The following is a 24560-nucleotide window of genomic DNA, read 5'->3' as shown; positions in this document are numbered from 1 at the left end:
TTAGTTCTGATTATGAGAAAAGTATAAAATTTATTGACCATAAAAATGATTGTTGTTTCTCAACTATCCATCATTAGCAAAAAGTTGGTACTCCCATTACTATCTTTAGTTCAATAAATATACATTAGGAATTGACTCTTGACACAAAAATCAAAATGTGCATCATTTTTTATACAGAAACTAATATAATTCTTTTGAAATCTTCAGAGAAATTTAGCAAAAAAACTGCCAGGAAATCTATCTGAAAAAAGACTGATTTCCATGACTTGTTTTCCTGGATACATATTTCTGTCTATTTCTTTAGTGCGTAAATTTTAGATATATTTGCCAAGACGAAAATACCATACCTCTATTTACTGATTAAACTCGTAACTTAAGGCTAAAGGCATGACTCTATCCATCGCACATTTAGGGCCTCCTGGCACTTACGCAGAACAAGCAACTATTTTTTATGTCAACTGGTTGAGCAAAAGTACGGGAATTGAAGCTATATTATGCCCTTATCCCAGTATTTCCCAATCACTACACGCCGTTGCTGATGGTCAAGCCCAGTTGGCTGTTGTGCCAGTGGAAAATTCTATTGAAGGGAGTGTAACCACAACACTGGATACACTCTGGCAATTAGACAGTCTGCGAATTCAATTGGCTTTGGTATTACCCATTGCCCATATGTTAATTTCCTGCGCGTCTAATTTAGATAAGATAAAAACTGTTTACTCTCACCCGCAAGCTTTGGCACAATGTCAGGGATGGTTAGAGCGGTTTCTGCCGACTGCACAAATTATTCCCAGCAATTCTACAACCGAAGCATTACAGCGATTAGGGCAAGATACAACAACGGCAGCGATCGCTTCTAGTAGAGCTGCTCAACTCTACAAATTACCCATACTTGCTAGTTGCATTAACGACTATCCAGAAAACTTTACTCGTTTTTGGGTAGTCAGTCATGGCGAAGCTAATGCTGGATACCAGACATCAAAAGCGTCTGCTAGTCACACATCGCTGGCTTTTAGTATGCCTGCCAACACACCGGGAGCACTAGTCAAGCCTTTGCAAATATTTGCTCAACTAGGAATTAACCTCAGCCGAATTGAATCTCGTCCGACGAAGCGATCGCTAGGCGAATATTTATTTTTTATGGATTTAGAAGCGGATGCCAAGGAGGCACAGATGCAATCTGCTTTAGCAGAATTAACTACCCACACAGAGATTTTAAAAATTCTTGGTGCTTACAATGTTTTATCGATCAGCACTGTTACTTGAGAAGTTAAGAGTTATCAGTGATTCAGTTAGGGAATATAAATTATAAGTTGCCAATCTTTTATTTTTTGTTATTTCTTCCTAATTCCTAACTCCTCACTCCTAATTTTTAACTCCTCACTTTTCATTAAATGTGTCTTTGAGAACAGCACGAGCTGCTAAGTGATTACGAGTAGAGGTCAAAATTTCTGCTTCTCGCTCTAGACGAGTTGCAGTATCTTGCATTTCTAGCAAGAGCTGCTGCTCTGGAGCGACACCGTAAAGGTTACTAGCTACCCAATAAGATAACTCTGTTGGTAGGTCAGGCAAATCTTCTGGCAGTTCGATATTTTGTTCAGTTAACTTGGCTGACAAACGCACAACATCTCGCAGTAGTTGTTCTACTTCAGAAGATAAAGGTCGCAAATCTTTAGTAGGTGGTTGGTCTTCAATCCACTCTACTAAGCCAACACGGTATGGCTTCTCACGAACATATTCTAATACACGAAATCTTTGCTGTCCTAAAGTCAACATCTTGATCCGATCATCTGGCAGCCGTTGGTGATGAATAATTTCAGCACAGCAACCTGTGCTTGCAATTGTACCCTTGACTGGATCGAACATCAAAACACCGAACCTGCGATCGCTCTCCAAAATCGTGTTCATCATGATTCGGTAGCGAAATTCAAAGATGTGCAGGGGTAATGGCCTTGTAGGAAACAGAACTACTTCGGGTAACGGGAACAGAGGTAGTTCGCGAACTGCAATTTTAGAAGATGATGTCATTGTTACCTTAGTATAAACTTAATCTTTAAAATTTTCCTTTTCTCTGCTTTTCCCGTATTTTGTCTACATTCTATCATTTGTTTCCTAGCTAAATAAAAGCCCTGAGATATATTTCTTCAGGGCTATGTAAATATTAATACTAATGTAATTTGTCTTTTGTCCTTCGTCCTTTGTCTTTTCTGATGACAAATGACCAATGACTAATGACTAAATTAAAGTTTGACTTCGATATCTACGCCCGATGGTAGATCCAATTTCATCAGGGCATCAATAGTCTTAGAAGAGGGTTGGTAAATGTCAATAATCCGGCGATGAGTACGGGTTTCAAAGTGTTCCCGTGAATCTTTATCTACGTGAGGCGATCGCAACACACAATAGATCCGGCGTTTTGTTGGTAAAGGAATTGGGCCTATGGCTGTAGCGTTGGTGCGGTTAGCTGTGTCTACAATCTTCTCGCAAGATGTATCCAATAAGCGCCTATCAAAGGCCTGTAAACGAATTCTAATCTTCTGCTGCTGTAGAGTTGCCATCTTTAATTTTCCAGGTTCTGCGTAATTAGGGGAGTATTTACAGGTTAAAGGTTACAAGTTATAGGTTACAGAAAACTATTGCCTGTCCCCTGTAACCTATTACCTTATTTATAGGGGGAAGAGAAAGGAGCAGAGAGGCAAAATAAATACCATCTCTGCTCCTTCGTTATGAGCAAAAAGGTGCTTGCTACTTGATAATTTTTGAAACGACACCAGCACCGATGGTGCGACCGCCTTCGCGGATAGCGAAGCGCATTCCTTGTTCAATAGCGATCGCGTTGATCAATTCTACTGTCATCTTGATGCGATCGCCTGGCATCACCATTTCTACTTCTTTACCTTCATCGGAAGTGTAGGCTTTGATAGTACCAGTTACATCGGTTGTCCGCACGTAGAACTGGGGACGGTAGCCAGCGAAAAATGGAGTCTTACGACCACCTTCTTTTTCTGTTAGGACGTACACCTCACCTTCAAATTCATTATGAGGTTTAATTGAACCTGGTTTGGCAATTACCATACCCCGTTCAATATCAGCCTTCTGGATACCCCGAAGTAGTACGCCAGCGTTATCTCCAGCCATACCTTGCTCAAGACTCTTCTTGAACATTTCAATCCCAGTTACGGTAGTAGCACGAGTATCTCTGATACCCACTAGTTCAACGTTATCGCCAACTTTGACTACACCCCGTTCAATCCGACCAGTGGCGACAGTACCACGACCTGTGATTGAGAACACGTCTTCTACAGCCATCAAGAAGGGTTTATCAACATCCCGCTCAGGTGTGGGGATGTAAGAATCTACAGCATCCATCAGTTCATAGATTTTATCTACCCAAGGATTTTCACCACGTTGGGTCTTGGGATTCTTGGTCATTGCTTCCAGAGCTTGCAGACCAGAGCCTTTGATAATAGGGATATCATCGCCAGGGAAATCGTAGCTAGAAAGCAGTTCTCTAAGTTCTAGTTCTACTAGTTCCAAGAGTTCTGGGTCATCCATCAAATCTTCTTTGTTCAAGAAGACAACCAGACTGGGAACGCCTACCTGTTTTGCCAACAGGATGTGTTCGCGGGTTTGGGGCATAGGACCATCGGTAGCAGCAACTACGAGGATACCTCCGTCCATCTGAGCAGCACCGGTGATCATGTTTTTCACATAGTCAGCGTGTCCTGGACAGTCTACGTGAGCATAGTGTCTATTTGCAGTTTCATACTCTACGTGAGCGGTATTGATGGTAATACCCCGTGCCTTTTCTTCTGGGGCATTATCAATTTGGTCGTAGCCTTTGGCTACAGCCTGACCCATCGCTGCCAAGGTCATGGTGATGGCTGCTGTCAAGGTAGTTTTACCGTGGTCAACGTGGCCAACTGTACCGATATTAATGTGGGGTTTATTCCTTTCAAACTTTGCGCGTGCCATGAATACTCATTTCCTTATTTTAACTAAGCGTTCCCTTTGCTTTTTGCAATGATAGTTTCAGCTACGCTGCGAGGCACCTCTTCGTAGTGGCTGAACTCCATCGTGAAGATACCCCGACCTTGCGTTTTTGACCGGATATCAGTGGCGTAGCCAAACATGGTCGCCAGTGGAACTTTGGATGCGACCTTAGCAAGTCCCTGTTCGGTGCTTTGGCTTTCAATCTGCCCTCGGCGGGCGATGAGGTCGCCAATGACGTTCCCGATATAGTCTTCAGGAACTTCAACCTCAACTTTCATCATAGGCTCTAAGAGGACGGGTGAAGCTTTCAGCACAGCCTCTTTCATCGCCATTGAGCCAGCGATTTTAAAAGCCATTTCCGAAGAGTCTACATCGTGGTATGACCCATCAATTAGCGTCGCTTTGACGTCAATTAACGGATATCCAGCTAGAACACCGGATTCGCAGCTTTCTTTCATCCCTTGTTCTGCGGGGCCAACATACTCTTTAGGTACTGAACCACCGGCAATTTTGGAGACGAATTCAAAGCCAGTACCGGGATCTCCAGGCTCCAAATTGATCACAACGTGACCGTATTGACCTTTACCACCACTTTGGCGAATGAATTTGCCCTCAACTTTGTTCACAGCTTTCCGAATTGTTTCTCGGTAAGCTACTTGGGGCGCACCTACATTCGCTTCCACCTTAAATTCTCGTAACATCCGGTCTACTAGAATTTCTAGGTGTAGCTCTCCCATCCCCGCGATCACGGTTTGGTTTGTTTCCGGATCGACGCGGACACGGAATGTGGGGTCTTCTTCGGAGAGAGATTGCAGAGCCTTGGACAACTTGTCCATGTCGTTCTTGGTTTTGGGTTCAACCGCCACGGAGATTACAGGCTCAGGAATGAATAGGGATTCCAGAATTACTGGCGATCCATCATCACAGAGCGTGTCACCTGTCAAGGTGTCTTTCAATCCCAGAGCTGCTCCTAAATCACCCGCTCGCAGTTCATCGACATCTTGCCGATCATCTGCCTTCATTAGAACTAAGCGGGAAATCCGTTCTTTTTTATTCTTACTAGCGTTGAGAACGTAGCTGCCCTTTTTCAGGACACCAGAATAAACACGAACAAATGTCAGGCGACCGTAAGGGTCAGCCATAATCTTGAATGCCAGAGCTGCTAGAGGTTCGTTGTCATCAGCCCGCCGCTCAACAGTATCGCCATTTGGCAGTAAGCCTTGAATTGGCGGTACTTCACTTGGCGCAGGCAGGTAATCGACAACTGCATCGAGCATCAATTGCACGCCTTTGTTTTTGAATGCCGAACCGCAAAGTACTGGTACAATTGTCCCCGCAATTGTGCCTTTACGCAGGGCAGTCCGAACTTCCTGTTCTGTAAGTTCTTCTCCCTCGAAGTACTTAGCCATCAGAGCATCATCGGTTTCTGCCGCTGCTTCTATTAGCTTGGTGCGGAATTCGTCTACCTGAGCTTGCAATGCTTCGGGGATATCAGTTTCCTGAATATCGGTTCCTTGGTCATTAGCGTAAATATACGCACGTTGCCGTACTAGGTCAACAATACCTTGGAAGTCGTTTTCACTACCAATTGGTAGTTGAATAGCGATCGCATTCGCCCGCAGGCGATCGCGGATTTGCTCGTGAACTTTATAAAAGTTCGCTCCGGTGCGATCCATTTTGTTAATAAAGGCTATCCGAGGAACTTTGTAGCGTTCTGCTTGCCGCCACACTGTCTCGGACTGCGGTTGCACGCCGCCCACAGAACAAAATACCGCGATTACACCATCCAACACACGCATGGAACGCTCAACTTCAATTGTGAAGTCTACGTGACCCGGAGTATCGATAATGTTAATTTGATGATCTTTCCAACTGGTACTGATTGCAGCGGCAGTAATGGTAATTCCTCGCTCCCGCTCCTGATCCATCCAGTCTGTGACGGCAGTTCCTTCATGAACTTCGCCAATTTTATGAATTATCCCAGAGTAAAATAATATTCTCTCTGTTGTTGTTGTTTTGCCCGCATCTATATGCGCCGCAATACCAATGTTGCGTACTTTCTCTAGCGGGATCGTGCGTGCCACAGCTACCTCCTATAGTTTTTGCCTCATGATATCTTGTATATTACTCTTTGTTAAGATTCTATACTTTTACGGAAAACCGTCTTTGTTTTGTAAATCCACGATATACCGCTTCGGCAAGGCGATATATCGCTTTTCTACTTAGTAACGATAGTGTGCGAATGCTTTGTTAGCTTCCGCCATCCGGTGCGTTTCTTCACGTTTCCGAATGGCATTGCCAGTCTCATTGGCAGCATCCATCAACTCATTTGCCAGTTTGCTTGCCATTGTCCGGCCTGGTCTAGAGCGGGAATATTGCACTAACCAACGCAGTGCTAGGGTAGTGCCCCGTTCTGTACGCACTTCCATTGGTACTTGGTAGGTTGCTCCACCTACTCGTCGAGCTTTTACTTCTACTAAAGGCGTGGCATTTCGCACTGCTCTTTCAAAGGTTTCCAAAGCACCAGCACCAGTGCGTTCCTCAATAGTTTTTAATGCATCATAAACAATACGTGCGGCAAGTGATTTTTTGCCATGACGCATGATCCGTCTGATAATCATGCTCACAAGGCGACTGTTATATACGGAGTCAGACGGAACTGGGCGCCTTTGAATAACACCACGACGAGACATACTTCACCTTTAATTCGGAATTGGCAACGAAATTATATGCTATCAGACACCGGAAACTAAAAGCTGTGGAATCCAACCCTCAGACTTTCTCAATTTTGTTTTCGACTGTTGCAGCAAGGCTGACCTGTTGACTGCCGATTTTGGATTAGAGTTTTTGGTAAATGTTCCGACCACAAGGATTGGAAAAAATCAAAAGTCTTTAAGCCTCATCCCCACGTGGGTTCGACCAATCCAAAATCGCAAATCTAAAATCTTAAATTCATTGACTTGCTACCTGCAACTAAATACTCAAGGGGAAAAGATTCTAAACCTTAATGTCCAGATTAGAATTCTGCTGTGGGTTACAGCGTTCTCCTCAGAAATTCTACACTTGCTCGCTTAGTGTAGGTGTAGCTTGATTTTTTTAAACAGACTTTAACAGCTTTCATAACTGCTGTTAGAACACATACCCTGATAGTTTTTTTGCCCTTGGGCGCCTTTAAGGTAGACGATTAATCGTGTTGGATGCGATTAATCGCCTAATCCTATTTTTTCGCTTCTTTCGGACGCTTGGTTCCATACTTGGAACGGCCTTGTTTGCGGTCTTTAACTCCGGCTGTATCTAGGGTGCCACGGATAATGTGGTATCTCACGCCCGGTAGATCCTTAACCCGACCGCCACGAATCATCACAACTGAGTGTTCTTGTAAGTTGTGACCAATACCTGGAATGTAAGCTGTGACTTCAAATCCAGAGGTAAGCCTCACTCTTGCTACTTTTCGTAGAGCTGAGTTAGGCTTCTTTGGTGTGGTCGTGTATACTCTGGTACAAACTCCCCGACGTTGGGGGCATTGTTTCAGAGCCGGAGACTTGGTTTTCTGACGCGCTTGTTCGCGCTCAGTACGTATTAGCTGCTGTATTGTTGGCATGAGTTACAGCGCGTAAAGCTGCTTATATGTCTAAGTTTTAACAAATCCTGATTATATCTTTTTTTACGGTTTTATGTCAATTGTTATTTGTCATTTGCCATTTATTGCTTCTTTGAACGATTACTTAATTATTAATGGAGAAGGAATTGCCACAGCCACAGGTTGCGATCGCCTGGGGATTCTGGAAGCGAAAACCACCACCCATTAAGTCTTCTGAATAATCCACCCTCAAACCGTTGAGGTAATTTAAGCTTGCGGCATCTATGACTACTTGAATTTCATCCAAGTCGAAAATCTGGTCGCCAACTTTTATTGCTTCATCGAAAGACATATCATAAAATAACCCGGAACAACCACCTGGTTTTACTGCCAATCGAAACAATACATTTGGCTGCTTGGACTTTATTCGCCCAATTTCACTTGCGGCTGCTTGACTCAGATGAATCATGGAACTAGTTTTTTGCATATTGAATACCCCATCTTTCATTTTACAGATGGGTTGACCCTCGCTTCTGCAAAATTCCAATTCATCGAAGGCATGAGCGCGATCGCTATTACTACATTTATAACACTAATATGCTTCAGTCCCCACCTTAATAAGGTAGGGACTTCTGGGGTGCAGTAATTCGTACACAAAGACGGTTTGCACAAAAATGTATTCAGTTTTGGGATTAGAGCTTTAGCGTTTTTTTGGTTTTAATCTTTGGTGCGGGCATAATCATCTTGGTAGCGGATGATATCATCTTCTCCCAAGTATTCGCCATTTTGCACTTCAATCAACACCAAGGGGATCACGCCAGGATTCTCTAAACGATGAGATGTACATTGGGGTACATAAGTTGATTCATTATTGCTTAGTAGTACTTCTTTCTCACCACAAACTACTCTAGCTGTACCAGAGACGACAATCCAATGTTCGCTGCGGTGATGGTGCATTTGTAGACTGAGGCGGTGTCCAGGCTTAACTTCGATGCGCTTAATTTTGTATCCGCGCCCTTCTTCCAAAACTGTAAAAGCGCCCCAAGGACGTAATTCAGTTGCAGCGACGCCCCTAGAAGTTATGGCTGGAGGTAGGTGTAGAGTTTCAGTCTGTGTAGTTTCTTGATATCGAGCCATAGTTACCTCATTTGGAGACATAACAAACCGTTGGTACTCTTAACTTAACTATTGATCAAAAATCTGGTGCTATCTTGCAACCTTGAAAATCAGCAGTTTTGTCGCACCTTGATAAACATAGCAAAATCAAACCTTATGGTGTAAACCATCACTACTAAAACTGTGATGTCTACACCAATTCTTCATCAAGCAAAATGATAGCTTGTTCTAAACTTTAAAAAAGGATGGGGCATTGGGTATTGATGATTAAGAGACTTCTCCCATTCCCTCATTTTCGTGGTTGCAGGAAAATACCAATTCCGTTATGAACACGAGCAGCGGTACTAGGTGAACGATCGAGTAGTTGTCCTCCTAAATAAAGGCTGGTGGAACTACCGCCGTCCAAATTTAGGGCATTCACACAGCCCATGAGTTGCATCAATTTGGCGTGTTCTGCCAAATTAGGCCCATAACCGCCGACACGATTATGTGTGGCAGTAATCATCAGTGTGCCTGTTGCTGTTGTGCAAATACCGCTGCGAATAGCTTTTTCGGCAATAAAGGCATTGCTGAATTTTTCGCCTTTGGCATCAAGGACAATTTGACGATTTTGGATTAATAGCGGTCCTGCTCCAATAATGTGGGGATAACGACTAAAATCAGCTGGAGTTGTGACGCTGGAAATATTTACTGCGCTTCCAATAGGTAGTTGTGAGGCAGCACTAGCAGCACTAGCGCGTAAAGTTAGTAGGTAGCCATCCTGGGGAATGGGAACCGCTGTGACTCCAACTTTGCCGCCTGGTAACTGGTTAGTAATTTGGTTTTTCTGTACCACTAAGATAATTTCGTTATCCGTTATGGGCGTGTAAGTTGATCCCCAAGCTGGTGTGTAACGAGCAATACCACTCTGGACGTAACCGCTGTTAAGAAACAGAATTGGTAGACGCTGGCCATTTGCTGTAATTAAAGTTTCTTCTAAGGTGAGACGACCAAAGTAAAATTGGCCTGAATCATTCCAAGCGATCGCACCTCGATTCAGAATGGGGCCTGATAACCATTGATTATTCTGACGAATCGCACCTAATGGTAATCTGTTATTGCGGTTAAAATAACCACCATTAATTCCAGCTATTGCTAAGTAACGTTGTGCTGTTTGAATTAAGGGAGCAGTACCCGTCAGCCCATCAGTACTAGCCCACATAGGTTTTAACGCTAGCCCAAATTTGCGGGGACTAATTTCTAACCAGACCACAGGAAAGCGTTCTGTGCCTAAGTTCACATAATTCTGTCGCCAGCGCAATCCTGGGGCCCAAGTAATATCTCGTTCTTCTAGAGGATCGGGTCGAATATTGATAATCAGGCGGTTGGGATTAGCTACAGTAGTAACTTGAGGTGATAGACCAAAGGGAACGCTCAGACTAATAATCGTTTGGTTTTTCAGCACCTCCACTTTTTGAATCAGTGGTTCAGGATCTAGTGTTGGTGTAACTGGTGATAATTGTTTAAGCAGGTTTGGCAGCAATGTTGGTGGTGCTGCTGGCTGGGGGGTATAGCGTTCTATCAAAACAGGGGCGGCTATTCCATCCAGGGTAACTGTCCACTGGCGATTTGGCGGTGTAGTGGCTTTTGGGGTTGGCGTGTCTGGATCAGAGGATGGAGTTTGGGGTTTTGCGATCGCTAAACCTTGTACAACTTGCCAGGGGGTTGAACGATCTAAATCGACAAGAATCCGAGCCTGTTGCAAAGGGGCACTCGCCTCTGGAGGTTCCTGGCTCTGAACAATATTCGTGATTTGTGCTTTTGGGGTAGCAATCACCAAGGTGTTGCCATTAGCTTGAATCTGCCATCCAGATGTTTGAGCAAAATTAGTAATATCCAGATAGCGATATGCTCCTACTAGCCTGGTGGTTAAAACCAGTGGCTTTGTCATCGACGAAAACCACTGTACTGGTTGCCTCGCTGAATTACTACTATTTAAAAAATTTACTCCAATTAATTGTTTAAAAGCACCATCACTGAAATGAGTTGTCACCTGGCCGGCTTTTCCAGGTCGCTGCAACCAAGTTCCTGGTAAAGTACGCCCATTGAGGGAAATTTGATTACCAGAGGATGCCACACCTGTTAAAGGAGGTGCAGATGACTGTGAAATTAAACTGGGTATTGATTGGGCGTTTGTTGGAGACTGCTGGGCGTTAGTAGCACAGGTAGTAGTTAAGCAAAGTACTGTCAAAAGTATTGGTGATACAGTAGCCCGGAAAAATATGCGTTCGCCCTTGGCGATGGCTCCACCATCGCTAATCCCTGATTGGCAATAATTCGGCATTTTTACCATAATTTACTAAGTACTTTTGAAAACTATCATCCAAGGTATAAACTAACCAATTATTTGGAAGTATAAAAAAAACATGACTTTATTTTTGAATAAATATGATAATCTATATATTGGCTAGCTATCACTTTTAGACGTACAACAATTTATTTAGACGCTAAAGGCACTGCAATCAAGGTTTTAACTCCCACTAATTTTAACCACACCATATACGGTAGTTTTGGTTATCAAAACTGGATTAAGATATTTAATCCTTGCTGAATGTTGCTAATGTTGTTACTTCAGTAATGTCTAGTTAATAGTAATACATGCGGCAACTCATAAGCGGCAAAATTCTAGACAACAACAAAAATATTTGGGAATTGTCAAATGGGTATATATTGTAATACGCTGATTTTATTGCTGGATCAGGATGACTTTGGCTTTAGAACATAGCACAGCGCTTAGTTTTAGTTTTGTTTCAGGTGAGCCAAAATAGGCTCTACGAGTAGCTAGCGTGCATCTGGAAAAAAGGGATTGAGAAAATACTTAACTTCAAAATATAAAAAAGAAACTGTCAGGGCAAAAATAATGTCTTGGCGGAGGTAACTTGTCAAACACCGCATAAACACATAAAAGAGACGCAAATATTTTAACACGGGTGAACTAGTAAAGTAAAACCGAAGTTAAAATTTTTTTTCCCTAAATTTCGGTGCTTACATATTTTTCCATCGCTGAATTTAGAAATTTTTGCCCACAATGTAGTGGCAAAATTGGTAACTCAATACTTCAGGAACAGGGTATGAATAATAAACCGATGAATCAAGACCAGAAAATCACAGCGGACATAAACTCAAGAGATACCTATCAGGGGCAAAAGTGGTTAGTAGAGGAACGAGATGCCTGTGGTGTCGGTTTTATTGCTCATCGCCAAAATCATACCAGCCACGAAATTGTCGAAAAAGCCTTAGCTGCTTTAACTTGCTTAGAACATCGAGGAGGTTGTAGCGCTGATCAAGACTCTGGTGATGGTGCTGGAGTATTGACAGCTATCCCTTGGGAGTTGTTCCAACAAGACTTTGCCCAAAGGGGGAAGGAATTTACATCCACCAATAATATAGCTGTGGGGATGATATTTCTACCACAAGACCAAGAAGCAGCACAAAAAGCTAGGGCGACTGTTGAGCAAGTAGCTGCTGAAGAAAAATTGATTGTACTGGGTTGGCGAGTAGTACCAGTGCAATCTGATTTACTTGGGGTACAAGCAAGAGAAAATCAGCCCCAGATTGAACAAGTTTTGTTAGCTTCCGTTGACAAAAGCGGTGATGAATTGGAACGGCAGTTGTACATCAGCCGCCGCCGAATTAGTAAAGTTGCAACCAACATCTCAGAAGAATTTTATATCTGCTCGTTGTCAAGTCGGACAATTGTCTACAAAGGCATGGTGCGTTCGGCTGTCTTGGGCAACTTTTATGAAGATTTAAAAAATCCAGTTTACAAAAGTGCCTTTGCTGTCTATCACCGCCGCTTTAGTACGAACACGATGCCTAAATGGCCTCTAGCGCAACCGATGCGGCTTTTGGGTCACAACGGCGAAATCAACACCTTATTGGGTAACATCAATTGGATGATGGCACGAGAAGCGAGCCTGAATCATCCTGTATGGGGCGATCGCATTCAGGAACTCAAACCATTAGTTCATATTGACAACAGCGACTCAGCTACCCTAGACAATGTAGCAGAATTGCTAGTTTGCTCTGGACGCAGCCCTTTGGAAGCTTTAATGATTATGGTTCCAGAAGCTTACCAAAATCAGCCTTCTTTACGTGAATTTCCAGAAATTGTTGATTTCTACGAATATTACAGTGGTTTGCAAGAAGCGTGGGACGGCCCAGCCCTTTTAGTATTTAGTGATGGCAAAAAAGTTGGTGCAACACTAGATCGTAATGGTTTAAGACCAGCTCGCTACGTGATTACTAAAGATGACTACATTGTTGTAGCTTCCGAAGCTGGTGTAGTGGACTTTCCAGAAGCCGATATTGTCGAGAAAGGTAGACTCGGCCCAGGGCAAATGATTGCCGTGGATTTAGAAAATCATGAAGTCCTGAAGAATTGGGATATAAAGGGGCGCATCGCCAAGCAGCACCCTTATGGAGAATGGCTGCAACAGCACCGTCAAGAATTAAAGTCATTAGTCATTGATCATCCGTCATTAGCAAATGGCAATGGCAAAGGACAAATGACAAATGACTCAGGACAATTGACTACTGACAAGCAAACCTTACTTCAGCGTCAAACTGCCTTTGGCTACACCACAGAAGATGTCGAAATGGTGATTCATCCAATGGCGATCGCAGGTTCAGAGCCGACTTTCTGCATGGGTGATGATATTCCCTTAGCGGTGCTGTCAACAAAACCACACCTGCTTTATGACTATTTCAAACAGCGCTTTGCTCAGGTGACTAACCCAGCGATCGATCCGCTGCGCGAAAAGCTAGTGATGTCTTTGAAAGTCGAACTGGGGGAACGGGGTAACTTATTAGAACCCAAGGCAGAATATGCTCGGAGATTAAAACTTGAGTCGCCAGTGTTAACGGATGCTGAACTAGAAGCAATTAAGCTGTCAGGATTTGCCACGGCTGAATTGTCAACCCTATTTGCGATCGCCAGCGGACCAGAAGGATTGAAGGCCGCAGTCCAATCTTTACAAGCACAAGCAGCTGAGTCAGTCCGGGCTGGCGCAAAGATTTTAATATTAAGCGACCAGAGCAATAACAGTATCAACACAGAATCCACCTACATTCCTCCCTTGTTAGCAGTCGGTGCGGTGCATCACCATCTGATTCGGGAAGGGTTGCGAATGAAAACATCCCTGATTGTCAATACTGCCCAATGTTGGAGTACCCATCACTTTGCTTGTCTGATTGGCTATGGTGCTGGCGCAGTTTGCCCGTATATGGCTTTAGATACGGTGCGTAGTTGGTGGTCTGATCCCAAAACTCAAAAGTTAATGGGTGTGCAAAAAATTCCGACTCTCACCCTAGAACAAGCTTTAGGAAACTATCGCAAAGCAGTAGAGTCAGGTTTACTAAAAATTCTCTCTAAGATGGGAATTTCTCTACTCTCCAGCTATCAAGCAGCCCAAATTTTTGAAGCTATTGGCATTGGCGGAGATTTAATCGAACTGGGATTCCGTGGTACGACTTCCCGCATCGGTGGTTTGAGTGTGAGCGAACTTGCTGGTGAAGTGCTTTCCTTCCACAGCAAGGCTTTCCCAGAACTGACTGCTAATAAGTTAGAAAACCTAGGCTTTGTACAATACCGTCCTAACGGCGAGTACCACATGAATAGCCCAGAAATGGTTAAGGCGCTACACAAGGCTCTAGATGGCAAAAACTACGATCACTACGAAGTTTACAAGAAGCACCTCCAAGGCAGACCAGTAACAGCTTTGCGGGACTTGCTGGATTTTGAAGGCGATCGCACCCCAGTTGCTTTAGAAGAAGTGGAATCGGTATATGAGATTGTCAAACGCTTCTGCACCGGCGGCATGTCTTTAGGCGCTTTGTCAAGAGAAGCCCATGAAACTTTAGCGATCGCCATGAACCGCATTGGTGGTAAATCAAATTCTGGAGAAGGCGGCGAAGATCCAGTGCGCTACACAATTCTAGATGATGTAGATGAATCTGGACACTCGCCAACCCTACCTCATTTAAAAGGATTGCGGAATGGTGATCAAGCTTATAGTGCCATTAAGCAAGTGGCATCGGGACGCTTTGGTGTCACACCAGCGTATCTAGTCAATGCCAAACAAATTGAAATCAAAATTGCCCAAGGTGCCAAGCCTGGGGAAGGTGGACAGCTACCAGGGCCAAAGGTGAGCCAATACATTGCGATGTTAAGGCGCTCGAAGCCAGGGGTGACACTGATTTCACCACCACCACATCATGATATCTATTCCATTGAAGACCTAGCACAACTGATTTTTGATCTGCACCAAATTAATCCCAAAGCAAAGGTGTCGGTGAAGCTAGTTTCAGAAGTTGGCATTGGCACGATCGCTGCTGGTGTAGCGAAAGCAAACGCTGATATTATCCAGATTTCTGGTCATGATGGTGGTACAGGTGCATCACCACTTAGTTCGATTAAACATGCTGGCTCACCGTGGGAATTGGGTTTAAGTGAAGTACATCGGGTTTTGATGGAAAATAGCCTGCGCGATCGCGTGATTTTACGCGTAGATGGCGGACTCAAGAGTGGCTGGGATGTGGTAATAGGTGCATTGATGGGTGCTGAAGAATTCGGTTTCGGCTCCATTGCCATGATTGCCGAAGGCTGTATCATGGCGCGTATCTGCCACACAAATAATTGCCCCGTGGGTGTCGCATCCCAGAAAGAAGAACTCCGCAAGCGGTTTACGGGAATACCAGAACAGGTTGTCAACTTCTTTTACTTCATAGCCGAAGAAGTGCGGAGTTTGTTAGCCCGACTTGGCTACCGTTCTTTGTCAGAAATCATTGGACGTGCAGATTTGTTAGAACTGCGCCAAGAGGTAAAACTCACCAAAACGCGATCGCTGAATCTCGACTGTTTACTTCAGCTACCAAATAGCAGAGACAATCGTAGCTGGTTGGTACATGAAGAAGTTCACAGCAACGGCGTGGTTTTGGATGACGATTTCCTTGCCGATCCCGAAATTCTGGCTGCCATAAGGGATCAATCCACTGTTAATAAGACTTATCCTATTGTCAATACTGACAGAACAGTAGGCACTAGATTAGCGGGTGCGATCGCTTCCCAATACGGTGACAGTGACTTTGAAGGACAAATTAATCTCAACTTTACAGGTAGTGTTGGGCAAAGCTTTGGTGCTTTCAATCTCCCCGGCTTAATTTTGACCCTTGAAGGAGAGGCAAATGACTACGTAGGTAAAGGAATGCATGGTGGTGAGATCATCATCAAACCCCCATCTGATGCTACCTATAACGCATCACAAAATGTGATAGTTGGCAATACATGCCTCTATGGTGCTACTGGTGGGATGTTATTTGCCAATGGTCTAGCAGGAGAGCGCTTTGCTGTGAGAAACTCCAAAGGCATAGCAGTGATTGAAGGCGCTGGGGATCATTGCTGTGAATACATGACAGGTGGTGTGATTGTCGTCCTCGGTAAAGTCGGACGTAACGTAGCCGCTGGAATGACTGGTGGACTGGCATACTTCTTAGATGAAGACGACTCATTCCGTGAGTTAGTCAACCCGGAAATTGTCAAAATCCAGCGAGTGATCACAGAAGTCGGTGCAAAGCAACTGCAAGAGTTAATTCAAACTCATGCAGAACGCACTGGTTCACCAAAAGCGAAGAAAATTTTGCAAAACTGGCAAGAATTTTTGCCGAAATTCTGGCAATTAGTCCCGCCTTCTGAAGCTGATAGTCCAGAAGCTAATCCTGAAAAAACAACTGAGTTCACTTTAGTGACTAGTCATTAAGTAAGTGGGCGTGAAGAATTAAAGACTCGTAGTAAGTGGCTCTAGCCCTTACTACGAGCCTACTGATTCAGAAATAACGTATTATTAATTAAAAAATATAATTTTAGTTTTTAGCCAATTACTATTGACTAACTACCCATAATTAATAATTATTGCTTTTTGTTAGCAAGCAATTTTTGCTCAGTATCTTCCATTTCTAAAAGTTCTGGAATAGTCACAAAGCGATAGCCTTGCTTTCTAAAGTTGCTAATAATTTCTGGTAAAGCTTGCACAGTTCTGGAACGGTTACCACCACCATCATGCATTAGCACAATACCACCAGGTTTTGAATCTTTAATTACGTTATCGATTAACTTTGGTACAGTTGGCAACTTGTAGTCTATGGAGTCAGCTGACCACATCACCACACTATATTTTTGACCTTTAGCATAAGTAACTAATCCATTGTGCAGGTTGCCACCAGGCGGTCGGAACAGATTTGTTTTAGCACCTGTAATTTGATAAATTAGCTCTGTTGTACGATCAATTTCAAAAGCAGCAGCTTGTTGATTAAAGAAGTGATACCAGTGATGCCAAGTATGATTGCCAATGACGTGACCTTGAGCGACAATCTGCTTTCCTAATTCTGGATAATTCTTTAGGTTCTGACCGACAACAAAAAACGTCCCTTTGATATTATTTGATTTCAGAATATCTAGCACTTGCCCTGTGGTTTCAGGCCAAGGGCCATCATCAAAGGTGAGAGCAATCACTTTCTCACTCTGAATGAGTTTTGCTGCTTTAACTATTGCCCCTTGAAAACGTGATGGTAAAGCATATGATAATCCTTTTGTTTGTGCTTCTTGCTGCCAACTTGTAAGCATCGACGCCTTTAATTTCTCAATGCGCTGCTGAGTTCCTACGTTTGCAGCTACACGCTTTACATTTATACTTTGTCTACTTTGAGCTTCTGAAACATTTGGTCTTAAAAGCATCATAAAAGCAAGGCTAAAAACACCACCTAATGCAAGCAGTGCAATTAATATTCCTTCTGGCCACAGAAACGACTTATTGTTTTCCACCTCATAGCTCCTTCAAAGATCGAACCATCAACCACGGTTATGACGGTACGTTATAGCACATTTTATTTAGATATTTAGATACCAGTTGCTTTCTGGTAATCATGAAAATTGAAATTGAGAATAACGGAAATTCAGAATCGAGAAGACAGACTATACTGATTCAACTGAAATCTAGATACTCTAGATTTGGACGAGTGTTGAATATACGATACTTGGTAATATTGAACGTCAACCCACTTATAAAAGGTAAAGTCTGCACTTGCACGCTATTACCGCTAGCTCTAAGAAGGAGCACAATCAGATAATTAACCACACCCCAAAATCCTCTTAATAGGAGTTCTGAATTAGTTGCTGTTTTTCAATTCACCGCTAAGGCAGCATTATCCTTTCAAGTTTTATAGTTTTGCAAATAAGATGAGCTAAACTGTCAAGCCTACAATTTGCACTTTTCGCGAACTGAAGTTTTTATAGTCAAGCATTCTGACAGTAAAGCTGTATAATTTACAACTTAGCAAATTATTTGATTAACATACAAAACTACTTAAGAAGGGCGAGGTATCTTTCAAAAAAGAGTCTAGTAAACTATTAGTTCTATTCTTGATAAGATATATTCTACTGCCTGCTGCTATTACTTCCTTTTTAAGAAAAAGTTAAGTTTTCTAGTGACAGAATGTTATCTTGTACCTTCTAGGAAATAGATCAGACGAAAATTGATTCAATATAGTTTCTCATTGCCAGGGGGCACTTATTCGTTAATGTAGATACTTTTGACTCATTCAGCAAAAGCAATTCTATCGCCTGTTTAGTTCTCTTTTGGATGCTGATACTTTAGCCGAAATTACTAGTAGCTTTCTACCTGTTAATGTTTTTCTCGATAACTAAGGAAATTTATATCTCAATTAATAGTACAATTTAATATTTACCGTCACCGTGTAATTACGGAAGTTAATCACATACATCTGAGCAAGTTATCATAATTGCATTGCAATAGTATGGTGTCTATTTATTGAACCATTAAATTCTAGATTGAAATGTAAGATTTTTTACTAAATACACTTTACTTGCCTAAAAATATGTATTGGAGATTACACTAGAATAGTGATTTATCTACCGTAATATCACTTAAGGATATAGGACTCATATTTGATTTCTGAAAAAACTCAGTACAACTAAGAAGCCTTCTTGACTGTTGCCTATTGCCTGTCTACACAAATTCGTTCAGAAATCAAAGCGGATTCCTATATTTGATTTTTGATAAAACTCAGTACATATCCATTCACTTCTTTCCTATGCCCTCCCTACGCAAATAAGTTTAGAAAATCGGATTACTATACATATCAAAATATATTTTTTTTTACAACTCAGACTCTAAGAAGACTGCACTCTGCCTTTTTTCAGCAAAGTGAAGCAGATATTGTCAGACATTCGGTAAATTGTTTCGCCACTCAACAAACAATTTTCTGCTCCCATAAAAAAATCATTGACTGTATCACTCTACCAGTGGCTCACTAACTTTTTTAACAGCAGGAAGCAAAGCTGAAAACTGCCTCATAACTTGCCTTATAATTACACTAATTAGAATTAAGATTTTTAATTATTTATTTATAAATCCTAATTATTAGCTTATATTGCCTTAGACAGGTCATAGTTTATTTACAGTACTTTTGCTTATCTTAGCTAGCTCCAATAAGTGTATTATTTAATATCTGTATGGGTTGACTTTAAACCCAGCTTTCCTATTAATATACCTTTTGAGTCAAAATAATCAAAGTATTTGTCTTACTTCTTAAACTGGCTAGAAACTTTTATGATTCCTCACGAAAGTGATGCAGAAAAAGAGCGTGCGTCGTTAAAATTATGGCGTAGTTGGCAAGAAAATCTGATTTTAATTGCGATCGCATTGTGTTTGGCATTCCTAATCAGGACTTTTATCGCTGAACCCCGTTATATACCTTCTGATTCGATGTTGCCAACCTTACATACAGGCGATCGCTTGGTGGTAGAAAAAATCTCCTACCATTTTCACCCTCCCATAACTGGGGATATTATTGTTTTTCAGCCACCCGCAGAACTACAACGTCGAGGATATCCCAAAGACCAAGCCTTCATCAAGCGGGTTATTGGCCAGCCTGGTGAGGTAATTAGTGTTGCTTCTGGCAAAGTCTACCTCAACGGTCAACCCTTGGCAGAAGACTACATCGCGGAACCACCAAATCAGCCATACCAACCGGTGAAAGTCCCAGAAGACGAATTTTTTGTCATGGGAGATAACCGCAATGATAGTAATGACTCTCGCTATTGGGGCTTTTTACCTAGAAAAAATGTCATCGGTCGGGCAACGTTTCGCTTTTGGCCTATCGATCGCATTGGGTTCATTTAATCAATTTTAGATTTTGGATTTTTCCTTCAATCCAAAATTGTCAGAGTTAGGAGTTATTTAAAACTTCTAACTTTTAACTTTTAACTTAAAACCTCAAATAATACATTATCTGAGCGATCGCATCACCACTTAACTCCAAGCGTCGCTGAAAATCAGCCAAGTTCCGATAAGTTCCGGCTGATTGCCGATTTTGCACCACTGCTTGCGCCAGAGACAAATCTATAAATGGAATTTGTGCTAATTTTTCAACTGTTGCTGTATTCGGGTTGACTAAATGGGTCGGATTTTCCAAAGATTCGTGGTCATAGTAAACAAAATTCAGCAGAGGCTTTAATGGCTCCAGGCGCGGCGCTGGTATAGCCAAAGCCGCAGCAATATCTTCAATACAGTAAAATTTAACACCAGAACGTGAAAGTTCTACAAGCGATCGCGCTTGGTGAATTGACAAACCTGGTAGGCGTAACCAATCATCTACAGTCGCTTGATTAACATCAATGCAAATACCTAATTTTGCCGCCATCTGAATTTCTTCCCCAGATTGCAGACGATAGTAGGGATCGTTGAGGAGCTTGGCGCGGAGTTTTTGCAGCCTGGGATTCAAAGGTAGCCAGTTATTCATGATTTTCGCTCACTTCAAGAAATCTGGTCTAGCAATTGGCGGCGCTTTTGCTCAAACTCATACTCTGAAATCAGTCCATCCTGGCGCAGAGCATCTAATTCCCGCATTGCATCAGCGATCGCTCCTACCTGATTACTTACCCTTTGTGAGTTTCTTGTTGCTGACTTACCTAGATTAAAATTACGATCAAAAGCTTCTTCATCTTGGGCTAAATACCAAACTCCCTCAATGGCACTAGCTACCTTGGGGATCGGCGTCCAGGAAAGCAACACATACAAAATACCCCACAACGGCTGTCCCAAATAAAATTTATGTAATCCTGAAATTGTTAGTGTGCCAGAAAAAGCTAAGACAGCGGCAACACTTCGGCTTTTACGCTTAGTCAACATATTTCTAATAAATTTACCAATACCACAGTTCGACAATCAGACAGTCAACTACCCTGCTTTGCCCTTCAGACTTTTAGAATTAATTTAGTACTTGAAGAAATTTGAGTAAGTTTCACATGACTGTGCATTGAGCTTTGATGCTAATTTTAAGTTTTTAACAGCTTTATTACTACTATGTCACAGACCTTCCTACCGCCAAAATGGCTTGAACAGCTTTGTGATCCTTACGCTGTGCTAGGAATTTCTGTGATTGCTGACGATCGCCAGATTTTTAAACGCTATCACAGTTTAGCCAAGCTGCTACATCCTGATCGCAATGCCAAAAACTGTAATCCAGACCAAGAATTGGCTACGGCAATATTTAGCTATTTAATCAATCCAGCTTATGAACAGCTGAAACATCGACAGAAGCGCTTGATTGCGATCGCTATGCTGCGATCAGACGCAAGAGTTTCAGAGCAGAAGCCTTTGTCTTCTCAAAGTGCCATAGCTCAGGAAATGATCGAAATGTCTACACCCCAAGCAGAATTATTTTACGAAGAAGCGATCGCCTGTTATGCAGAAGCTCAATATAAATCACTAGATCAGTTTTATCAGGTGACGCAACAAATTACTATACTGAATTTGGTATACTTACGGTTGCACAAACCAGACTTATTCCTACCGCAAAAAGCTGCTCCCATCATCTCTGAGATAAAAGTCAAGCCAGTTGAATTGACATTATCTGAACAAACTGATGTCAAACCAGTTTTGACAAACTACGCTCAACGCCACTACCAGCGAGCTATTGAGTACGTCAGGCTAGCCAAATGGCCCCTAGCCGTGCAAGAACTGCGCGATGCCATCAAGTTAGAGCCAAATAACAGCGACTATTATGCTTTATTAGGTATGGTACATCTCAAACAGAAATTTATCGGGATGGCTAGGGTTTACATCTATCAAGCATTAAAACTGAACCCGCAAAATTCACTAGCCTTAAAATACGCTCCCGAACTGAAAATTCAACCGAGTGAAAACACCAATCCTAAATCAATGGCTAAAGCGATGAGTATTGCGGCTTTATTAGGTCGGTTTACACAAAAGAAAAGTTCTCAAGTCAAGTGTTGAAATTTCGGTAACAAACCGTACTAAAACCGAAGCTTTGTCACTAGATTACTCCCCTAGACTAAAATAATAAATAGAAGTAAAACTATTAAGCTACTGAGTCTGGACGCTCAGTTTAATATAAGCAATATGGGATTCTTCGATTCTGAGATAGTTCAGCAAGAAGCAAAACAGCTGTTTGAGGATTATCAAGCGCTAATCAAGCTTGGTAACAACTACGGCAAATTTGACCGCGATGGTAAAAAGCTGTTTATTGAGCAAATGGAAGCCATGATGGATCGATATCGCGTCTTTATGAAGCGCTTCGAGCTATCCGAAGATTTTATGGCACAAATGACAGTAGAACAACTGAAAACACAATTAGGTCAGTTCGGTGTAACTCCGCAACAAATGTTTGACCAAATGCACCTCACTTTAGAACGGATGAAAGCCGAACTAGAGAAACAGGCTTAGTCAATTTTAGATTTTGGATTGACAATTAATCCAAAATCCAAATTGTGCTGGAAGCACGCCAAAAGTGCGAGCCAAAAGCCAAAATTATTGTGACTTGGGCCGAGAAAACTGGGAAGGTGACTTAAAGTTTTCTACTGGTACGTTCTTAAGTGCTTTCTCCATAAAATCTTTCCAGATGGGAGCAACCATACCGCCACCCGTCGCACGGCTAGCTAATTGTCTGTTGTCGTCTCTCCCCACCCAGACAGCGGTTGTTAGCTGTGGTACTGTGCCAACATACCAAATATCTTTTTCTGAGGAGGTTGTACCCGTCTTCCCAGCACTTGGGCGAGCGATCGCAGCACCTTTACCAGTACCATTAGTAACTACAGTTCGCATCACATCAATGATTGCTGCTGATGCCCAAGGGTCTAGAACTAGCTGGGGTTTAGGGGTGTTATCTAGTAACACGTTACCACTACTATCGGTGACACGAGCAATTACAGTTGGTGGAGATTGCCAGCCATAATTAGCAAAGGTAGCATAGGCACTGGCCATTTCTAGGGGAGTGACACCAATTGCACCCAGAGGTAGGGAGGTAACAGGTTCCATCGGACTCATGATGCCCAAGGTACGGCAAGTTTCGATCACTCTATTCATGCCAACAGCCTTACCAATCTTGATCACGGGAATGTTGCGCGACTGGGCTAAAGCTGTGCGGATTGGCATAGGCCCGCTAAAACCCCCATCATAATTTCTGGGAGAGTAGCGACCACTACCATCTTGATAGCTAACTGGAGAGTCTACCACCGTTGAGTCCGGCCCATATTTACCAGTAGCGAAAGCAGCATAATAGACAAAGGGTTTAAAAGAAGATCCGGGCTGCCGTTGAGATTGAGTTGCACGATTGAATTCACTGGTCTTAGGATCTACACCGCCCACTAGTGCTTTAATAAAATGCGTGCGCGGATCAATTGCCACCAAGGCGATTTGATTCTTAGATAATCCCTGCCCAAGCAGTGATTTATGCCACTTACTGACAGTTTCCTCAGCCATCATTTGGAAGTTGGCGTCAACTGTAGTTTGCACCCGCATCCCGCCTTTGAGTAGTGTCTCACGCCCAAACTTCTTGGCCAACTCCTGCGCCACAGTATTAGTTACATAGGGTAGGGCACTACCTTGAAACGATTTGATTCTACCAAGTTTGATTTCTTGCTTGAGGGCACTGTCGTACTCTGACTGGTTGATCCAGCTTAATTCCAGCATCCGTCCCAGCACTTCTTTTTGCTTTTGTTTTGCCAGTTTCATACTCGCAAACGGGCTGAATTCTTCTGGTGCTTGGATTAAACCCGCCATCATCGCTGACTCACCCAAACTTAAATATTCTGCTGATTTATTAAAGTAACTGCGGGCCGCTGTTTGTACACCATAATTGTTATGACCCCAATAAACTTGATTGAGGTACATTTCTAAAATTTGATCTTTAGTGAGAATTTGCTCTAACCGAATTGCTAGCACCCCCTCCGCTAACTTACGGGTAAAGGCACGCTTGCGAGACAAAAATAGGTTTTTTACCAATTGCATAGTAACGGTAGAGCCACCCTCTTTGACTCCACCTGCTACAGCGTTAACGACTACGGCACGTCCAACACCAGTGGGGTTGATACCGTGGTGTTCGTAGAAGTGGCTATCTTCACTTGCCAACACCGCCCGTTTGAGATTCGGGGAAATTCTATCTAGGGGTACGACTTCTCGGTTAGCTTCCCCGTGGATACTCGTTAAAAGTTTACCCTTAACGTCATAGATGTAAGTAGTTTCTGAGGGAAAGAAGTTACGTAGCTGTCTCACATCTGGCAAATTACGGAAACTGATGGCTAAACCAACCAGTCCTCCGGCTACAATGGAACTTGCCAGCATGGTGATTGAGAGGAGAGTACCGCCAGTTACCTGACCAACTCCTTTCAAAAACTCAAAACCTGATGAAGCCCGACGCTGTGGCTGTTTATCTTCAAAAGTCCTAGACGACGACACGGCTATTTCACTTCCTCACTTGTAAATTTAACTGTAATTGATTGGGTGAAGCAAGGCGGTTA

Annotated in this window: 18 protein-coding genes; 5 read left to right on the top strand and 13 right to left on the bottom strand. The window is 42.7% G+C overall.

The features are described 5' to 3' along the window. The first annotated feature begins 387 nt into the window (after positions 1-387). Positions 388-1263 carry a prephenate dehydratase gene (gene pheA, locus RRG12_RS06260; RefSeq protein WP_069070116.1) on the top strand — a complete coding sequence of 292 codons (876 nt, stop codon included), beginning with the start codon at positions 388-390 and terminating at the stop codon, positions 1261-1263. Between the two features lie 114 nt (positions 1264-1377). Here pheA and RRG12_RS06255 read toward each other — a convergent pair whose 3' ends face one another. The 9 genes from RRG12_RS06255 to RRG12_RS06215 all read right to left on the bottom strand — a co-directional run bounded on the left by RRG12_RS06255 (position 1378) and on the right by RRG12_RS06215 (position 11018). Continuing rightward, positions 1378-2025, bottom strand: coding sequence for an LON peptidase substrate-binding domain-containing protein (locus RRG12_RS06255; protein ID WP_420758700.1), 648 nt, complete (start codon positions 2023-2025; stop codon positions 1378-1380). Between the two features lie 212 nt (positions 2026-2237). Beyond that, positions 2238-2555, bottom strand: a complete 318-nt coding sequence (gene rpsJ, locus RRG12_RS06250) for a 30S ribosomal protein S10 (RefSeq protein WP_008232935.1) — start codon at positions 2553-2555, stop codon at positions 2238-2240. A 187-nt stretch (positions 2556-2742) separates the two neighbouring features. After that, a complete protein-coding gene (tuf, locus tag RRG12_RS06245) occupies positions 2743-3972 on the bottom strand; it encodes an elongation factor Tu (RefSeq protein WP_069070114.1) in 1230 nt (409 codons plus the stop codon). 23 nt (positions 3973-3995) lie between these two features. After that, complete coding sequence (fusA, locus tag RRG12_RS06240; RefSeq protein WP_069070113.1) at positions 3996-6074, bottom strand: elongation factor G; 2079 nt, start codon at positions 6072-6074, stop codon at positions 3996-3998. 138 nt (positions 6075-6212) lie between these two features. Next, positions 6213-6683 carry a 30S ribosomal protein S7 gene (gene rpsG / locus RRG12_RS06235; protein ID WP_069070112.1) on the bottom strand — a complete coding sequence of 157 codons (471 nt, stop codon included), beginning with the start codon at positions 6681-6683 and terminating at the stop codon, positions 6213-6215. A gap of 524 nt (positions 6684-7207) precedes the next feature. After that, entirely contained in the window at positions 7208-7591 is a 384-nt protein-coding gene (rpsL, locus tag RRG12_RS06230; protein ID WP_015214573.1) for a 30S ribosomal protein S12, read from the bottom strand. A 124-nt stretch (positions 7592-7715) separates the two neighbouring features. Further along, complete coding sequence (locus tag RRG12_RS06225; RefSeq protein ID WP_069070153.1) at positions 7716-8039, bottom strand: HesB/IscA family protein; 324 nt, start codon at positions 8037-8039, stop codon at positions 7716-7718. A gap of 248 nt (positions 8040-8287) precedes the next feature. Then, positions 8288-8707 (bottom strand): cupin domain-containing protein, encoded by a 420-nt coding sequence (locus tag RRG12_RS06220; protein ID WP_069070111.1) that lies wholly within the window; start codon positions 8705-8707, stop codon positions 8288-8290. Between the two features lie 268 nt (positions 8708-8975). Continuing rightward, positions 8976-11018, bottom strand: a complete 2043-nt coding sequence (locus RRG12_RS06215; RefSeq protein WP_420758699.1) for a phosphodiester glycosidase family protein — start codon at positions 11016-11018, stop codon at positions 8976-8978. 778 nt (positions 11019-11796) lie between these two features. Here RRG12_RS06215 and RRG12_RS06210 point away from each other — a divergent pair. After that, positions 11797-16482 (top strand): glutamate synthase-related protein, encoded by a 4686-nt coding sequence (locus tag RRG12_RS06210; protein ID WP_420758698.1) that lies wholly within the window; start codon positions 11797-11799, stop codon positions 16480-16482. A gap of 149 nt (positions 16483-16631) precedes the next feature. On the opposite strand, the gene RRG12_RS06205 is transcribed toward RRG12_RS06210, so the two are convergent. After that, positions 16632-17543: a polysaccharide deacetylase family protein gene (locus RRG12_RS06205; protein WP_069070109.1), complete on the bottom strand. Its 912-nt coding sequence runs from the start codon at positions 17541-17543 to the stop codon at positions 16632-16634. 1807 nt (positions 17544-19350) lie between these two features. Between RRG12_RS06205 and lepB the strand changes: the two genes are divergently transcribed. Beyond that, the gene (gene lepB, locus RRG12_RS06200) at positions 19351-19923 is read left to right on the top strand and encodes a signal peptidase I (RefSeq protein WP_420758697.1); all 573 of its coding nucleotides are present in this window, start codon (positions 19351-19353) and stop codon (positions 19921-19923) included. A gap of 85 nt (positions 19924-20008) precedes the next feature. Here the strand turns inward: lepB and RRG12_RS06195 are convergent, their stop codons facing one another. Beyond that, positions 20009-20542, bottom strand: a complete 534-nt coding sequence (locus tag RRG12_RS06195) for a helix-hairpin-helix domain-containing protein (protein WP_420758696.1) — start codon at positions 20540-20542, stop codon at positions 20009-20011. Between the two features lie 14 nt (positions 20543-20556). Beyond that, entirely contained in the window at positions 20557-20931 is a 375-nt protein-coding gene (locus RRG12_RS06190) for an NINE protein (RefSeq protein ID WP_069070106.1), read from the bottom strand. A gap of 174 nt (positions 20932-21105) precedes the next feature. On the opposite strand from RRG12_RS06190, the gene RRG12_RS06185 reads away from it, so the two are divergent. Next, positions 21106-22038, top strand: a complete 933-nt coding sequence (locus RRG12_RS06185) for a J domain-containing protein (RefSeq protein WP_420758695.1) — start codon at positions 21106-21108, stop codon at positions 22036-22038. Between the two features lie 126 nt (positions 22039-22164). Further along, the gene (locus RRG12_RS06180; RefSeq protein WP_069070104.1) at positions 22165-22488 is read left to right on the top strand and encodes a DUF1825 family protein; all 324 of its coding nucleotides are present in this window, start codon (positions 22165-22167) and stop codon (positions 22486-22488) included. An 84-nt stretch (positions 22489-22572) separates the two neighbouring features. Here the strand turns inward: RRG12_RS06180 and RRG12_RS06175 are convergent, their stop codons facing one another. Continuing rightward, on the bottom strand, positions 22573-24498 hold the full coding sequence (locus RRG12_RS06175; RefSeq protein ID WP_069070103.1) for a transglycosylase domain-containing protein: 1926 nt from the start codon (positions 24496-24498) through the stop codon (positions 22573-22575). Between the last annotated feature and the right edge of the window lie 62 nt (positions 24499-24560).

It is taken from the genome of Nostoc sp. CALU 546 (assembly GCF_048836525.1).
This window is presented reverse-complemented; position numbering and strand designations above follow the sequence as displayed.

Bases quoted from the DNA above. Each gene is read 5' to 3' on its own strand.
- pheA (WP_069070116.1), top strand. From the start codon at position 388: ATGACTCTATCCATCGCACATTTAGGGCCTCCTGGCACTTACGCAGAA.
- RRG12_RS06255 (WP_420758700.1), bottom strand. From the start codon at position 2,025: ATGACATCATCTTCTAAAATTGCAGTTCGCGAACTACCTCTGTTCCCG.
- rpsJ (WP_008232935.1), bottom strand. From the start codon at position 2,555: ATGGCAACTCTACAGCAGCAGAAGATTAGAATTCGTTTACAGGCCTTT.
- tuf (WP_069070114.1), bottom strand. From the start codon at position 3,972: ATGGCACGCGCAAAGTTTGAAAGGAATAAACCCCACATTAATATCGGT.
- rpsG (WP_069070112.1), bottom strand. From the start codon at position 6,683: ATGTCTCGTCGTGGTGTTATTCAAAGGCGCCCAGTTCCGTCTGACTCC.
- rpsL (WP_015214573.1), bottom strand. From the start codon at position 7,591: ATGCCAACAATACAGCAGCTAATACGTACTGAGCGCGAACAAGCGCGT.
- RRG12_RS06225 (WP_069070153.1), bottom strand. From the start codon at position 8,039: ATGATTCATCTGAGTCAAGCAGCCGCAAGTGAAATTGGGCGAATAAAG.
- RRG12_RS06220 (WP_069070111.1), bottom strand. From the start codon at position 8,707: ATGGCTCGATATCAAGAAACTACACAGACTGAAACTCTACACCTACCT.
- RRG12_RS06215 (WP_420758699.1), bottom strand. From the start codon at position 11,018: ATGGTAAAAATGCCGAATTATTGCCAATCAGGGATTAGCGATGGTGGA.
- RRG12_RS06210 (WP_420758698.1), top strand. From the start codon at position 11,797: ATGAATAATAAACCGATGAATCAAGACCAGAAAATCACAGCGGACATA.
- lepB (WP_420758697.1), top strand. From the start codon at position 19,351: ATGATTCCTCACGAAAGTGATGCAGAAAAAGAGCGTGCGTCGTTAAAA.
- RRG12_RS06195 (WP_420758696.1), bottom strand. From the start codon at position 20,542: ATGAATAACTGGCTACCTTTGAATCCCAGGCTGCAAAAACTCCGCGCC.
- RRG12_RS06190 (WP_069070106.1), bottom strand. From the start codon at position 20,931: ATGTTGACTAAGCGTAAAAGCCGAAGTGTTGCCGCTGTCTTAGCTTTT.
- RRG12_RS06185 (WP_420758695.1), top strand. From the start codon at position 21,106: ATGTCACAGACCTTCCTACCGCCAAAATGGCTTGAACAGCTTTGTGAT.
- RRG12_RS06180 (WP_069070104.1), top strand. From the start codon at position 22,165: ATGGGATTCTTCGATTCTGAGATAGTTCAGCAAGAAGCAAAACAGCTG.